The 14385-nt window shown below is 43.9% G+C and carries 16 protein-coding genes and 1 riboswitch; of the genes, 2 read left to right on the plus strand and 14 right to left on the minus strand.

The annotated features are described in order from the left end of the window. Positions 1-155: 155 nt before the first annotated feature. Positions 156-404: a ferredoxin gene (locus A3M5_RS0110960; RefSeq protein ID WP_018393816.1), complete on the plus strand. Its 249-nt coding sequence runs from the start codon at positions 156-158 to the stop codon at positions 402-404. A gap of 44 nt (positions 405-448) precedes the next feature. Here the strand turns inward: A3M5_RS0110960 and A3M5_RS0110965 are convergent, their stop codons facing one another. The 12 genes from A3M5_RS0110965 to A3M5_RS0111020 all read right to left on the minus strand — a co-directional run bounded on the left by A3M5_RS0110965 (position 449) and on the right by A3M5_RS0111020 (position 11753). Continuing rightward, positions 449-1021 carry an ECF transporter S component gene (locus A3M5_RS0110965; protein ID WP_018393817.1) on the minus strand — a complete coding sequence of 191 codons (573 nt, stop codon included), beginning with the start codon at positions 1019-1021 and terminating at the stop codon, positions 449-451. Between the two features lie 144 nt (positions 1022-1165). Beyond that, positions 1166-1301: riboswitch (FMN riboswitch) on the minus strand. A gap of 44 nt (positions 1302-1345) precedes the next feature. Then, positions 1346-3124: an ATP-binding protein gene (locus A3M5_RS0110970; protein WP_018393818.1), complete on the minus strand. Its 1779-nt coding sequence runs from the start codon at positions 3122-3124 to the stop codon at positions 1346-1348. After that, positions 3121-3825 (minus strand): response regulator transcription factor, encoded by a 705-nt coding sequence (locus A3M5_RS0110975; RefSeq protein ID WP_196803590.1) that lies wholly within the window; start codon positions 3823-3825, stop codon positions 3121-3123. Before A3M5_RS0110975 ends, A3M5_RS0110970 begins: the two co-directional genes overlap by 4 nt. 92 nt (positions 3826-3917) lie before the next feature. Then, positions 3918-5108: a c-type cytochrome biogenesis protein CcsB gene (gene ccsB / locus A3M5_RS0110980; RefSeq protein ID WP_018393820.1), complete on the minus strand. Its 1191-nt coding sequence runs from the start codon at positions 5106-5108 to the stop codon at positions 3918-3920. 21 nt (positions 5109-5129) lie between these two features. Next, entirely contained in the window at positions 5130-6746 is a 1617-nt protein-coding gene (gene resB, locus A3M5_RS0110985) for a cytochrome c biogenesis protein ResB (RefSeq protein WP_018393821.1), read from the minus strand. Positions 6747-6759: 13 nt separating this feature from the next. Next, positions 6760-7296, minus strand: coding sequence for a thiol-disulfide oxidoreductase ResA (gene resA / locus A3M5_RS0110990; RefSeq protein WP_018393822.1), 537 nt, complete (start codon positions 7294-7296; stop codon positions 6760-6762). A gap of 123 nt (positions 7297-7419) precedes the next feature. After that, complete coding sequence (locus tag A3M5_RS0110995) at positions 7420-8151, minus strand: pseudouridine synthase (protein ID WP_018393823.1); 732 nt, start codon at positions 8149-8151, stop codon at positions 7420-7422. Positions 8152-8241: 90 nt separating this feature from the next. Further along, positions 8242-8751: a spore maturation protein gene (locus A3M5_RS0111000; RefSeq protein ID WP_018393824.1), complete on the minus strand. Its 510-nt coding sequence runs from the start codon at positions 8749-8751 to the stop codon at positions 8242-8244. Further along, positions 8751-9332, minus strand: a complete 582-nt coding sequence (locus A3M5_RS0111005) for a nucleoside recognition domain-containing protein (protein WP_018393825.1) — start codon at positions 9330-9332, stop codon at positions 8751-8753. The genes A3M5_RS0111000 and A3M5_RS0111005 overlap by 1 nt, the downstream gene beginning before the upstream one ends. Further along, entirely contained in the window at positions 9332-10390 is a 1059-nt protein-coding gene (locus tag A3M5_RS0111010) for a D-alanyl-D-alanine carboxypeptidase family protein (protein ID WP_018393826.1), read from the minus strand. Before A3M5_RS0111010 ends, A3M5_RS0111005 begins: the two co-directional genes overlap by 1 nt. Before the next feature lie 54 nt (positions 10391-10444). Further along, a complete protein-coding gene (gene scpB / locus A3M5_RS0111015) occupies positions 10445-11029 on the minus strand; it encodes an SMC-Scp complex subunit ScpB (RefSeq protein ID WP_018393827.1) in 585 nt (194 codons plus the stop codon). Then, the gene (locus A3M5_RS0111020; protein WP_018393828.1) at positions 11019-11753 is read right to left on the minus strand and encodes a segregation/condensation protein A; all 735 of its coding nucleotides are present in this window, start codon (positions 11751-11753) and stop codon (positions 11019-11021) included. The genes scpB and A3M5_RS0111020 overlap by 11 nt, the downstream gene beginning before the upstream one ends. Positions 11754-11846: 93 nt before the next feature. On the opposite strand from A3M5_RS0111020, the gene A3M5_RS0111025 reads away from it, so the two are divergent. Further along, positions 11847-12413, plus strand: a complete 567-nt coding sequence (locus tag A3M5_RS0111025; protein ID WP_082193901.1) for a DUF309 domain-containing protein — start codon at positions 11847-11849, stop codon at positions 12411-12413. On the opposite strand, the gene A3M5_RS0111030 is transcribed toward A3M5_RS0111025, so the two are convergent. Together A3M5_RS0111030 and lysA are read right to left on the minus strand one after the other, a co-directional pair. Further along, positions 12408-12776 carry a GNAT family N-acetyltransferase gene (locus A3M5_RS0111030; protein ID WP_018393830.1) on the minus strand — a complete coding sequence of 123 codons (369 nt, stop codon included), beginning with the start codon at positions 12774-12776 and terminating at the stop codon, positions 12408-12410. The two genes, A3M5_RS0111025 and A3M5_RS0111030, sit on opposite strands and share 6 nt — an antisense overlap. A 196-nt stretch (positions 12777-12972) precedes the next feature. Beyond that, a complete protein-coding gene (lysA, locus tag A3M5_RS0111035) occupies positions 12973-14292 on the minus strand; it encodes a diaminopimelate decarboxylase (protein ID WP_026221686.1) in 1320 nt (439 codons plus the stop codon). Between the last annotated feature and the right edge of the window lie 93 nt (positions 14293-14385).

The following is a 14385-nucleotide window of genomic DNA, read 5'->3' on the forward strand; positions in this document are numbered from 1 at the left end:
TGCGTTCTTGTCTTTTTGGTTCTTTTTTTATATTGTAAGCCTTTTCATTATGGATTCAAAGAGTTTTGTATTGAAAAGTCATTTAATCGGACTTAGAATGAAGGGTAGAAGTGTTTAGTCGACGCTTACTGACAAATTTTATAGGAGGTCCACTCATGGCAAAGTATACGATTGTCGATAAAGACACATGTATCGCTTGTGGCGCTTGTGGCGCTGCTGCACCCGATATTTATGATTATGACGACGAGGGCATTGCATTCGTTATTTTAGATGACAACGAAGGTACTGCTATCGTTCCTGATATTCTCGAAGAAGACATGCAGGACGCATTTGAAGGCTGCCCGACAGACTCAATCAAAATTGCTGATGAATCATTTGACGGTGATGCACTTAAATTCGAATAGAAAAAATAGCCCCGCTTCTTAAAGAAGCAGGGCCATTTTTTTCGTTAAGCCGCCAGCTGTTTTTTCGTCCAGCTATTCAAGCGGACAAAAATCATGTAATACACAATACCAACGATCATTCCTTTTACGATGTTAAATGGCAAGATACCTGCGACAACCATTTGACGCATTTCTGGACCGCTCATAGCCGGTGAACCGAGGAACAGTGTATACGCCGGTAAAATGACATAGTAGTTCAGCACACTCATGATCACAGACATGAAGATAACACCCGTTAAAATCGCAAAAGGCATCGCTTTTCTAGACTCAAATCGTTTATATACGTAATAGACAGGTAATATAAAGGTGACACCTGCCACAAAGTTGGCGAGATGGCCAACCGGAACGCCAGTTGGACTTCCTATCATAATAAAATTCAATACATTTTTCAAAAATTCGACTGTAATGCCCGCAATTGGACCGAAGACAACAGCGGCAATCAGTGCAGGAATATCGCTGAAGTCAATCATTAAAAAAGGTGGAAATGGCGGGATTGGAAAATTGATCAGCATCAACAAATAAGATAATGTTGAAAGCAGCCCCAGCATCGTTAATACACGTACTTTGTTCTTCTTCATATTTAATTCTCCCCTTCTTATGATCCATCTCTCCAGAAGGAAGGTATACCGAACAGCAAAAATCCCCTTAAGCAGGAGGCCTAAGGGGAGAAAAGTCATGCTCAAATAAACGTCCATCATGCACCATTTTGAACGCTGGCATACCTTCATCTTCTCCCATCCAGACTATACTGTCGGCTCTCGGAATCGCACCGGATCCTGCCTTATCGGCTCGCGGGCTTAAGGAGACTGAGCTCCAATTACCGCCGGTCGGGAATTTCACCACGCCCCGAAGATGAATTGATTAAATTTGAAGTTTATTATCTCAGATTTGGAATTGTTTTGTCAAGCATGTATTGGAATGGTAAAGAAAAAAACGGTACCTTGTCCAAGATGACTTTGTACTTTAATCGTACCGCCGTGCGCATGAACGATGTTTTTTGCAATCGATAAACCAAGTCCGGTTCCTGAACGTCCACGCGTCCGGGCTTTATCCGCTTTATAAAAACGTTCAAAGACAAATGGTAAATCCTCTTCCGGAATACCAGAACCGGAATCTTCGACGCGAATGACATGATACAGTTCTTTTAATTCATGAACGACTTTCACGTTTCCATTCTCTGGCGTGTGGCGCAGCGCATTGTCGATTAAATTTGTAAGCACCTGTTCAATCCGATCTTCATCAATCGATACTGGCGCATGAGAATAACTCGTTTCCGCTGACAGGTGAATATTTTTTTCCTTTGCAATCCCCTGGAACTTATTGGTCACACGGATCAAAAATGGCTCAATGTCTGCCTCTTCTTTATTTAGCGTCATGTGGCCGGCCTGCATGCGGGCAAGATCCAACAGTTCATTAACGAGACGCCCCATCCGCAGCGACTCTTCATGAATAATTTGTGCGATTTCTCGCTTTTCTTCTTCTGTAGACGCAATATCATCGACGATGGCTTCACTATAGCCTTGCATCATTGAAATCGGCGTACGTAATTCATGGGATACGTTGGCAATGAAGTCTTCACGTAATTTATCAAGACGCCGCTCTTCCGTCATATCTCGGACGACCGTCACAGCACCGCGCACAGATTCGTCATTATAAAGCGGACTGACGATGATAACATAAGAACGGCCCTGCATCGTCAATTCGCCTTCCTGCTCTGTTTCTGTTTTTACCGCTTCTTCAAATAAAGCAGTTAACAGTGTCGGTACTTCGGCTTCATTGCCGCTCGCTTTGTTTTCAAATTGCCAGTTATGTAAAAACTGATGCGCTGGCGGGTTTGTAATCAGCACCTTTGCGTTTTGATCGAGTGTAATAACCCCATCCGCCATTGAACTTAAAATACTCGACAGCTGTTCTTTTTCTTGATTAAGCGCATGAATGTTTCCTTTCAACTGGTATCCCATTTTGTTAAAGGACGTTGCAAGTGCCCCTATTTCATCATTCGTTAAAATGGGTACTTTCATATCGAAATTCCCTTGTGTCAACTCTGTTGCTGCTTCCCGCATTTTTCGAAGCGGTGCTGTGACACGAGTGGATAGAAAGAAAGCAAAAAAGGTTGTTAAAACGATGGCAATACCCGCTGCAGCCAAAATAAGTTTTGTCGTCTGTTCGGTCGTTTCTTTCATTACCTGCAGCGACTGATAAATAAAGACAGCTCCATTTTCCCCGTTATTCATTTCAAAAGGCACACCGACAATAAATGAATTTTCATAGCGGCTGTCTAAACTCGATCCTTCGTCAATTGGCACTTCTGCCTGCACTTTTTGCCGGCCCTCAAAAACGGCTGACAACGTTGGATCACCGGTAATGGTTTCTTTGCTTAATTTCGCTTCATCTGTTTCAACAGGCGAATAATGATAGACATTTTCGTTTTCAGCAATCATGACATGCGCCGGATCATCTACAAGCTCCCACGCGACTTCTAAACCAGTCGCTTTATTTTCATGATCAGCAATGACCGTTGCAATTTTTTCTGCTGTATTTTCCAGCTGCTGCTCAACTTGAGTAATGTGATAGTTTTCGAAAAACTCAAGCAGTAAAATCGTTAAAAAAGCTAGAACAAATGAAACGAGAAGCAGGATCGTGGCCCAGAGCTTCCCGACAACACTTCGCCATATTTTCATTCACTTCCAACCTCAAATTTGTAGCCGACACCCCAGACCGTGACAATCATTTTAGCTGCCTGTTCCGATACTTTATTCAGCTTTTCACGGAGCCGCTTTACATGTGTATCCACTGTTCGTAAATCTCCGAAAAACTCATAATGCCACACCTCTTTTAATAGATGCTCACGGTCAAACACTTTATCCGGTGCTTTAGCGAGAAAATAAAGAAGTTCATATTCTTTCGGTGTTAAATTCACTTCTTCCCCGTCTGCCGTTACGCGATGGGCATCGTTATCGATCGTTAAATGTTTATAGACAATTAAATCTTTTGTTTTCGTATCAGCCTGCAAGTATGTTGTTGGCGACGAACGGCGTAAAAGTGCTTTTACTCGTAAAACGACTTCACGCGGGCTAAACGGCTTCACGATATAATCATCTGTGCCTACTTCAAAGCCTTGCACACGGTTTGCTTCTTCTCCTTTAGCTGTCAACATAATGACCGGTGTTGTTTTTGTCTCGCGAAGCTCACGGCACACTTCAATACCGTCTTTACCTGGCATCATTAAATCAAGCAAGATACAATCGTAATCACTAGCTGTCGCTTTTTCCAGCGCCTCTTCCCCATTCGCTGCTTCATCGATCACATATTCTTCTCGCTCTAAATACATACGAAGCAAACGGCGAATACGATCTTCATCATCCACCACTAAAATTCTCATTTCTTTTTCCAATGATATTCCCCTCCCAAGTACACACGATATCCCTCATTATAATACAAAAAAATGCCTCCGCCAAAGCAGAGACATTTTTCTTATCCTGCATATGAATGTAAGCCGGCAATAACAAGGTTAACCGCGACAAGGTTAAACATGATAATACCGAAACCAATCACAGCAAGCCAGGCCGATTTTTCACCGTGCCATCCTTTTGATAGACGGAGGTGAAGAAATGCGGCGTAAAATAAAAACGTAATAAGCGCCCACACTTCTTTCGGGTCCCAGCCCCAAAAACGTGTCCAAGCAATTTGCGCCCAGATCATCGCAAAAATAAGTGCCCCCAGTGTAAAAACTGGAAAACCAATTAGGACAGATCGATAACTAATTTCATCAAGCAAATCAGAGCTTACATTACGAACAAGCGGCTGCATAATGGCTGCCACCCGTTTTCTCGCAATGAGGCGGATCGCCAGATAAAGAATAATGCCCGCACCGAGTGACCAGAGCACCGTATTCAATTTTTTCGCATTAATAATTGCCGGCATGTCAACGAGCGGATTCATTTTCCCATCTGTTACAAGTACACCTTCATTCGGTCCGACGAGTGCTGGAACGTTATATTCCTGTACGTCTGCTACCTCTTCTTTATTGACATATTCGAATTTTGCGCTGTAATCTGCAAGCGCAAAACCAGTCGTAACGATGATAAAGCCGACAACCGTTACGATAAAGAACATAACCGTTTCAAGCCATTTTGTTTTTTTCGTACTAATTGACTGATCGATATTTTTCACAAGGTAGATGATACCGGCAATGAAACTAATCGATAATATCGCTTGTCCCGTTGCAGCTGTCGTCACATGGATATGCAACCAGTAACTTTGAAGCGCCGGAATTAACGGGCTGATTTCACGAGGAAACATGCTTGCATAAGCAATAATGATAATGGCGACTGGTAAAGCAAACAGACCGAGCACAGCCGTTTTGTAAATATAGAAAATCAGAATGAAAGCCCCGACAATCATCATGCCAAAGAATGTCGTAAATTCAAATAAGTTACTAACCGGCGCATGTCCTGCTGCCACCCAACGTGTGAAAAAATACCCTAGCTGTGCAGCAAAGCCAATGACTGTAATCGTAATGGCCAGCTTCCCCCACCAATTTAACCGATCGCCTTCACGAAGTCCTTTTTGGCGGATCGATCCGCCAAAAAAGACGGTCGCGACTAAATATAACAAAAATGCTGCATACAGCAGCGTGCTGCTTAGTCCTGCTAAATCTGACATTAAGCTTTTGCCCCCTCCTCTTTAATCCGTTTGTCTATCTTCCGGCTCTGGAACCGCTGTGCCCTCTAAAATCGTATGAATCTCCCGCTTCAGCCCGTGCCAGTTTTTGTTCGTATGACCGGCCGTATAAATAGATCCATCTTTTTCACGAATCCAGATTCGGCGGTGATTCCAGTATGCGCCTTGAATAACCCCAATCATAAAAATGATGCCTCCGATACTAAGAATAGGCAAAGTTAAATCTTTACGGATAGTCAATGCGGATACATCACGCGTTTCCAGGTTTTTAAACGCCATTTTATAAGTCGTTTCACCGAGCGGTTCCATCGTATTTTGAATTTCAACAAAACTTACTTCGCCGTCCGGCTTTTCAGGTGAAATCATGTTAAAGAGAAAAGCTGGTTTGTTTGGCAATGGAGATTTTGAAGTCGGCTCTCCTTCTTCCGTAAAACCGTCAAAATCAGGGTAATAGCCAAGCAACTCCACTTTGTAACCATTACCGAGATCATACATTTCCTGCTGATCAAACAAATCAACGACGACTTCACCAAATTCTTCGCCTGTTTCTTTATTCGTCAGCGCAAAATGCATCGCCTTCATTTCATCTTGGCGGAAACTTGTCTGATACACAGCAAAGTTGTCGAATTTCATCGGCTCATTCACTTGTATATCATCATGCTTCACTTCTGAAAGTTCAGGTTTTGCACCCGGCAGACCATTGTTTTCATCGTGATAAAGAATGGCATCTGTCTGATAATTTTTCGCTACTGTGCCTACACGATTAATTGCTTCATTAAAGACTTCCGGATCTTCACCTTCTTCATAATTTTCAAGCGTGAATTGGTCATTTTTCACGTAGTATTCTCCGTCCGTACCCGGAATTTGCAGCGTTTCACCTTCGCGAATCCAAAGCAGCTCATCTACGTACAGACCTTGTACCGAGCGCAGCATTGCGCCAACTAAAAAAAGAATGAGCCCGACGTGATTGACATAAGGACCCCATCTTGAGAATCGATTTTTCTCTGCCAAAAGAGACCCGTTTTTTTCTCGAATTTTATAGTGTTTCTTTTTCAGTTCAGCACGAACTTTTTCCATGTCTGCTTCTTGCAGCGAACCTGTTTGCTCCGCAAAAAGACGCTGCTTCTTCATGAATGACTCGTGCCGGTCAACACGTTGCGTTTTCAAAGCGCGGTACAGCGGAATAACCCGGTCAAGACTACAAATAACGAGCGACACGCCAAGCGCCGCAATGAGTGCTGAGAACCAAATTGAATTATATAAATCATGAAATCCGATCATATAATATATTTTCCCGAACCAACCGTATACATCTTCATAATAGACTTCAGGCTCTACATTCGATGGAATGTAAAATTCCTGCGGCAGAATGGTCCCGAATGATGCAGCGACAAGGATCAAAACAATAATCCATATACCCACTTTGACAGAGGAGAAAAAGTTCCACACTTTATCAATAATCGTCTTGTTGTACGTTTGTGAGCGGCGGGCACTTCCTTCATAGCGCATATCGACAAGATTCTCTTTTTTTGCTTCCTCTGTCAGCGCGCGGCCGCACGATTCACACAAAATTGTGCCGTGCGGATTCACATGCCCGCATTCGCACTTTACTTTCCCCATACTAAAACTCCCTTTATGATGATGGTTTCACCCGTTCAAACAGCGCCCGCACCTGATCTTCTACAATCAAGCCGCCGATGACAATTTGATCGATCGTCCCGTCCGGCTTAATCATAAACGTTGTCGGAAGCGGATTAACCCCGTATGTGTTCATCACTTCTTTGCTTTTGTCGATGGCAATCGGGAATGTCAACCCGTACTGCTCGGCAAAGTTTTGTACTTGAAAATTTGACTCCCCTACATTGACTGCGAGAATTTCCACTTTGCCCGCATACTCCTGCGCCATTTTCTCCATGTGCGGCATTTCTTTTTTACACGGTTCACACCATGTGCCCCAGAAGTTTAAAAAGACGCCCTTTCCTTCATAATCCGATAGGCGGTGCTGCTCACCATTCATATCAGTCAACACAAAATCAGGCGCTTTGTCTCCCGCTTCAAGAGTACCGCGCGAGTCTTTCGTCAAATTTGTGTAAAGCGTGTAAATGACGAGTCCCGCAAGCACACCGAGAATGGCTGTACGTATGTACAGCCGTTTTTTCTTTTTATCCATTGACTGCCAACCTCCACTTATTTCTTTAACACTGCCGGCATCTTTGAAAACTACGTACATTATATCATTACTTGTCGAATTTGCAGAAAATAGCGCCTCTCTGTTATGTGAACGTTTTATGAACTAGCGCAGGCTGCCTGTTTCAGCGAGCGTACGCAGTTGTTTTACTTCATGAGCCGTTAACTCACGGTATTCACCTGCATTCAGTCCGTGTAGCGTTAAATGCGCAAATCGCTCACGCCGAAGCTTCTGAACTGGATGACCTATTGTTTCAAACATGCGGCGTACTTGGCGATTTCGCCCTTCATGAATTGTCACTTCAAGAAGCGAACGGTTCTTCTTACGGTCAATAGCTAATTCTTTCACTTTTGCTGGTGCCGTTTTTCCGTCTTCGAGTTGCACCCCCGACATAATGCGCTTCAGCAAATGCCGCTCTACAATGCCTTCCGTTTTCACAATGTACGTTTTATCCATTTGATAGCGCGGATGCGTCATTAAGTTAGCGAATTCACCGTCATTTGTCATGAGAAGTAAACCCGATGTATCATAATCAAGACGGCCAACTGGGAATATACGTTCTTCCACATACGGGAAATAATCAACGACCGTTTTCCTGTTTTTATCGTCCGTCACTGCTGAAATAATCCCGCGCGGCTTATAAAATAAATAATAGACTTTTCGCTCGCGCTCAATTGGCACACCTTCTACTTCTACTTCATCATTCAATCCAACTTTTGTGCCAAGTTCTGTAATCTTTTTTCCGTTGACGGTCACTTTTCCTTCTTCAATAAGCTGCTCCGCTTTTCTTCGCGACGCAATGCCTGCCTGTGCAATCACTTTTTGCAATCGTTCCATCTATTTCACCTCTAATTGTGTCTTCAATACCCTAAGCATTATGGCACAAATAGAGAAAAAGAGAAAGAAAACAGAATAAAAAAGACCTGGCTACAAAAGCCAGGTGACGGCAAAAACAGCCGATATAAACGCAGCAGCATCTGCGAGCAGCCCGATTTTCAGCGCATCGCCCGTTTTTTTTATACCGGCTGCGCCAAAGTAAATAGCCAGCACGTACAGCGTTGTATCGGTACTTCCCTGCATAACAGCCGCAAGTTTTGCAATATATGAATCCGCACCGAATTCACGCATAATCTGATCAAGCATGGCCAGTGTAGCGGATCCGGAAATCGGTCGAATAATAGCCAGTGGTACGACTTCAGGGGGGATGCCAAATAGTGATGTAATCGGCGCAAAGAGACTAGCTAGCCATGCGGCGGCACCGGACGCACGAAACACGGCGACTGCTGCCATCATGATGACTAATTGCGGCACAATCGCTATCCATGTATGCAGTCCTTCTTTTGCACCATCTGTTAATGTGTCATAAATGTTCACTTTCCGGTACACCCCTGCCGCAATAACAAAAGCAATGATTCCCGGAATAAGCCAGACAGCCATTATCCGCTCCTCTTACGGGCATAGTGTCGGTCGATCACAATCGCAAAGCAGGCAGATATAACGGTCGCCAGAAAGGCTGGCAAAATAATATCAGCCGGATTCGTTGCGCCATGCTTCAAACCAATGGCAATGACCGTCGTCGGAATGAGCGTAACACCCGCTGTATTTAATGCGAGAAACGTGATCATAGAACGGCTGGCTGAGTCTTTATCTCCGTTTAATTGACGCAGCTCCCGCATCGTTCTGAGGCCAATCGGTGTCGCCGCGTTGCCTAGCCCAAAAAAATTCGCTGCCATATTAGAGGCGATCAGACCAAACACAGGATGACTGTGTGGAATGTCTGGAAACAGACGGCGAAGGATGGGCTGAACAATGGTAGCAAGAGAGCGGACAAGCCCTGCTGCTTCAGCTGTTTTCATGACGCCTGTCCAAAATAAAATGACGCCAGCAAGCGATAGAGCGAGTTGAACCGATTGCTCCATCGATTGAAAAAGCGCTGTATTTACATCCGCCATCGTGCCATTAACTGCTGCAAAAACAAAGCCTGATAATAGTAAAAAAGCAAAGGCTGCACTAACCATTAACGGATCGCCTCCTTCAATTTCGTCCATAATGATGCGTCCTGGTTAGAGTTTTCAGACCGGTAAATGGGGACTTCAAGCTGTTTTGTTTTGCCAATCCAAAGTTCCGCCCTGCCATCTTTCTTTTTCTGTTCCAGCACGATGCGCACATAAGCGGTCTTTTTCTCTTTATCTGTTAACGGAAAACGCACTGTTTTTTTCGCATAAAAAAAGTCATGTTCACCCGGCACAGTAAATCGTTCTTTTTCCACGACAGTGATCCGTTTATATTCTGTAAAACCTTCATCAAAAAGCGCTTGATGATCACGCCAGTCATCCGGTGCATCAAGTGTTACAGCAACAAGGTTAAGGCCGTTTTTCTTCGCGGTTGTGACAAGTGTACGGCCTGTCTTTTTCGTATAGCCTGTTTTGCCTCCAGTGATCATCCCACCATCTCTGACAAGACGATGTTTATTTTCCCAGACGCGCACCGGGCTGCTTTTCGTTTTATACAAAGCAGTTCCAACAATTTTGCGGTATTCAGGGCTTTCCATCGCTTTTGCCGTCAGCAATGCCATATCATAGGCAGTGGACTGATGACGCGGATCATCGAGACCGTGCGGGTTCATAAAAACGGTATTTTTCATGCCAATCTGTTTTGCTTTTTCATTCATCATCGCAACAAACTTAGGCGTACTGCCACCGACAAATTCACTGATCGCAAGTGCAGCATCATTTCCAGAGCGCAGCATTAAACCATATACGAGTTCTTCAAGCGTAAGCGACTGACCTTTTTCCAAATACAAACTCGATCCTTCCACTTGCAGTGCCCGGTCACTGAATTTTACTTTTTCGTTCATACGGCCGGACTCGATTGCGAGAAGTGCGGTCATGATTTTCGTAATACTTGCAATGGACCGCCGTTCATGTGCAGACTTCGACGTGAGCACACGACCACTGTCCATATCCATCAATACAGCGTTCCGCGCTGAAACAGACGGTTCGGCATCGGCTCTAGATGGAACAGCGGCGATGCAGAAAAGAATGGATGCGACGATCACCAACAGCTTTTTTTTCATTTGTCCGCTCCTCCCTTTTTCCACTACTGTATGAAAAAAGAGACGCGTTCATGATTATTCTTCTGTCGTTTCGCCCATCGCTTCTTCAAATCGGCCGAAAAATAAATCTGCTTCCTGTTGAACCTGGACTTCTCCTTCTGACAGTGGCGGGAGTTCGTCGAGGTTTTTTAATTGAAAGGCATCGAGAAATTCAGTCGTTGTCTTATATAAAATGGGCCTGCCAGCTCCTTCCGCACGACCCGCTTCTTCAATTAATCCACGGGCAGCGAGCGTCGCAATCGGTCGTTCCGTTTTCACTCCACGTATATCTTCCACCTCGATGCGTGTCACTGGCTGATTGTATGCAATAATCGCCAGCGTTTCGAGTGCGGCCTGCGACAATGTTTTCGGCGACGGTTTTTCAGCCAGTGCCTGAATAAACGGAGCATTTTCCTTTTTCGTCATTAATCTGTATTCCTCACCGTACGTTGTGATCGTTACACCCCGCATGTCATCGTGTAAGAACGCCTCAGCCATCCGCTCGATCACATGCTGAACAGTTTGCACATCCACATCTAGTACATCAGCCATTTGTTCTGCTGACAGCCCTTCATCTCCAGCAGCGAACAAAAGGCTCTCAATAATACTTTCATTTGTCATTCGTTGTTCCTCCAGACACCACATACAATTGAGCAAAACTTCCTTTCTGCATAACGGTAATTTCATTTTGTTTCATTAACTCAAGAATGGCTAAAAAACTGACAACGAGCTCCTCCCGCTCATGCGACTGAAACAAGTCTTCAAAAAGAACCGGTACCTTCGCATCATGCAATGTTTTCATCAGCATCTTCATTCGGATCTCTACAGACATTTCTTCCCGTCTGACAGTCGCCTGTCTCGGTACAGAAAGTTTCTTGCGGCGTGTCATTTTTTGAAAAGCACCGAGCATATCGTAAATCGTCACATTAAGCGGACCTTCTTTGACCGGAGCAAACAGTGCATCAGCCGGCGAACGAGAAAATAATTTTGTCCGTTCTTTTTCCAATTCCTGCAGTTTAACAGCCGCTTCTTTATACTTTTTGTATTCAATAAGGCGGCGCATCAATTCATCACCCGTATCTTCCTCTTCGTCATATTCATCGTCTGTTGAAGAATGATCCGGCAAAAGTGAACGGCTTTTCATCGCAATAAGCGTCGCTGCCATGACGAGGTACTCACTCGCTATATCAAGTTCAAGCTCCTGCATCGTGTTGACATATAATAAATATTGATTTGTAATTTCTGCAGCTGGGATATCGTATATATCAATTTCTAATTTGTTGATTAAATGAAGAAGCAGATCAAGTGGTCCTTCAAAGGAATCAATCTTTACTTTATATTCCATTTCCTATCTCCTGTTTCCCGGTACCTTTTTTGCATAAACTAAAGTATAGTATATTTCACATTCACTTTCGACATTTTCTAGTTGAGGATGTGAATGAACCGTGCTAAACTAAATCAAATCCGACTAGTTGACTGGGGGAAAACAATGTACACATATCCTGTGCCGTATCTTGCTTTTTTGGCACATTTTCATATTGACCGTGATTACTTTGAATGTCATGAACTGCTCGAAGAACATTGGAAAGAAACAGACGGTGCACGTGATTCCGTCTGGGTAGGTTTAATTCAATCGGCCGTCTATCTTTACCATTACCGTCGCGGTAACGTAAATGGAGCCAAGCGAATGGCGGAAAAAGCGATAGATTGTTTTTCAAAAAGACAGCATGAACTTACCCGTCTCGGCATCGATGCCGATCGTTTTACAGCAGTGATTCAAAAATCGCTTAATCGCCTTCAAAACGGGATGCCTTTTTCACCGCTGCCGATTCCGATTATAGATGAGCTGTTAACTAATGAACTTGACCAATTCACCCAAACGTTTCAACCGGAGCTAAATGAACAGTTTTTATCTGAAAAACATAAGCTTCGCGACCGATCTGATGTTATCCAAGCACGTAAGCTTGCGATCCAATTAAAAAAAGCCGGGAAGGCGCCGTTATAAACGGCTGCCTTTACCGGCTTCTTTTGTGCACTTTTCGTAAAAACGGCTTATCATTTCGCCCGGTACTACGTTTAAATCCGGATGCGCTTTTTTAACTTCAACGATCATTTTTGTTCCAATTCCTTCATCGCGGTAAGACGGATTGACCGCAATGTGTAAAATCTCTACTTTTTTTTGCTCGATTACGACGCCTACAACGCCTACAATGTCTTCATCCACTTTCCATAAATACAACTGCCAGTCATCGTTTGATTCGTAACACTCCATCGTTTCCTTGAGCGTTTTCAATTCTTTTTCCCGCGGCATATACGAAAGCAGTCCCATCGCAATCTTCTTAAACGACTTTTTATATCGAATCAGCATATAAAATCCCTCTTCAATTAGCAGGATTTACCTGCATGATTTCGTCACTCCTATTATATTACTAAAACGGTCTTACGTTCGCAAGGTAGTTCCTTTAATTCACAATAAAAGCCCAGTAATATACGCCCCAACCGAGCGCTATCAACATTAGCAAAATAAGCAAAATCACATTACTTTTCATCACTGTACCGTCCCTTCAACTCATCTGTGGCAATTGAAGCGGCAAGTCCAGTTTAATCAGATCCTCATATGTTTCACGGCGAATAACCACTTTCGCTTCACCATTTTCGACAAATACAACAGGCGGACGGGGGATACGGTTATAGTTATTCGCCATTGAATAGCCGTATGCGCCTGTACAGAACACAGCTAATAAGTCACCTGCTGCTGCTTTTGGAAGCGGCAAGTCCCAAATAAGCATATCACCTGACTCGCAACATTTTCCAGCGATGGATACAATTTCCTCTATCGAATCGTTTACTCGGTTAGCAAGGACCGCTTCATATTTTGCCTCATATAAAGCCGGACGGATATTGTCGCTCATGCCGCCATCTATCGCTATGTATTTGCGTACATTCGGCACATCTTTCACCGAACCTGTTTCATAAATGGTAACACCAGCATCCCCGACAAGTGAACGGCCCGGTTCAATCCAGATTTCCGGCATGATCATGCCAAACCGCTTCGTTTCTTCCTGAACTTTACGAATAATTTCTTCCACATACGCAGCAGGCTCAAGCGGATCATCTTCTGCCGTGTATCGAATGCCAAAGCCACCGCCAAGATTTAAAACCGTCGATTCAAATGCGAGACGTTCTTTCCAATCTGCCAATTTCCCGATAATTTTTTCCGCTGCCAGTGTAAAGCCTGTCGTTTCAAAAATTTGTGAACCGATGTGACAATGCAAGCCGAGCACGTTGATGAACGGTTTCTCCACGGCCATCACAAGTGCTTCTTCTGCCTGCCCGTTGTTTAAATCAAAACCGAACTTTGAATCTTCCTGTCCAGTTAAAATGTAATCATGTGTGTGCGCTTCAATACCTGGCGTAATACGCAACAAAATGCTCATTTTTTGTTTGCGTGACTGACTAATTTCATCAATTAATGCCAGTTCGTAAAAGTTATCGGCGACAATACAACCGATATTAGCATCGAACGCCATTTCTAATTCTTCGCGGCTTTTATTATTTCCGTGAAAGTGAATACGTTCTACCGGAAATCCAGCTTTTTGAGCGGTATACAGTTCCCCACCGGATACGACATCAAGCGACAGCTCTTCCTGCTCGGCCAACTGCATCATCGCAATAGAAGCAAATGCTTTACTTGCATACGCTACTTGCGCTGTAATACCCATTTTATCAAATGTTTGCTTAAATCCTCTTGCACGTTCACGAATGAGCGCCACATCGTATAAATAAAGCGGTGTTCCGTATTGTGCCGCCAGTTCAACAACATCGACGCCTCCAATTTCTAAATGGCCGCGCGTGTTGACGGCCGCCGTTCCATATGTATGCATAATCATATCGCCCCGATCTTTTAACATTATGCTAAACTCAGCATCAGAATAAAAGTACTATATCATACATTGACTGCCTTCTCAATACACGAA

The sequence above is a fragment of the Bacillus sp. 37MA genome, from assembly GCF_000372765.1.
Lineage (GTDB): Bacteria > Bacillota > Bacilli > Bacillales > Domibacillaceae > Domibacillus > Domibacillus aminovorans.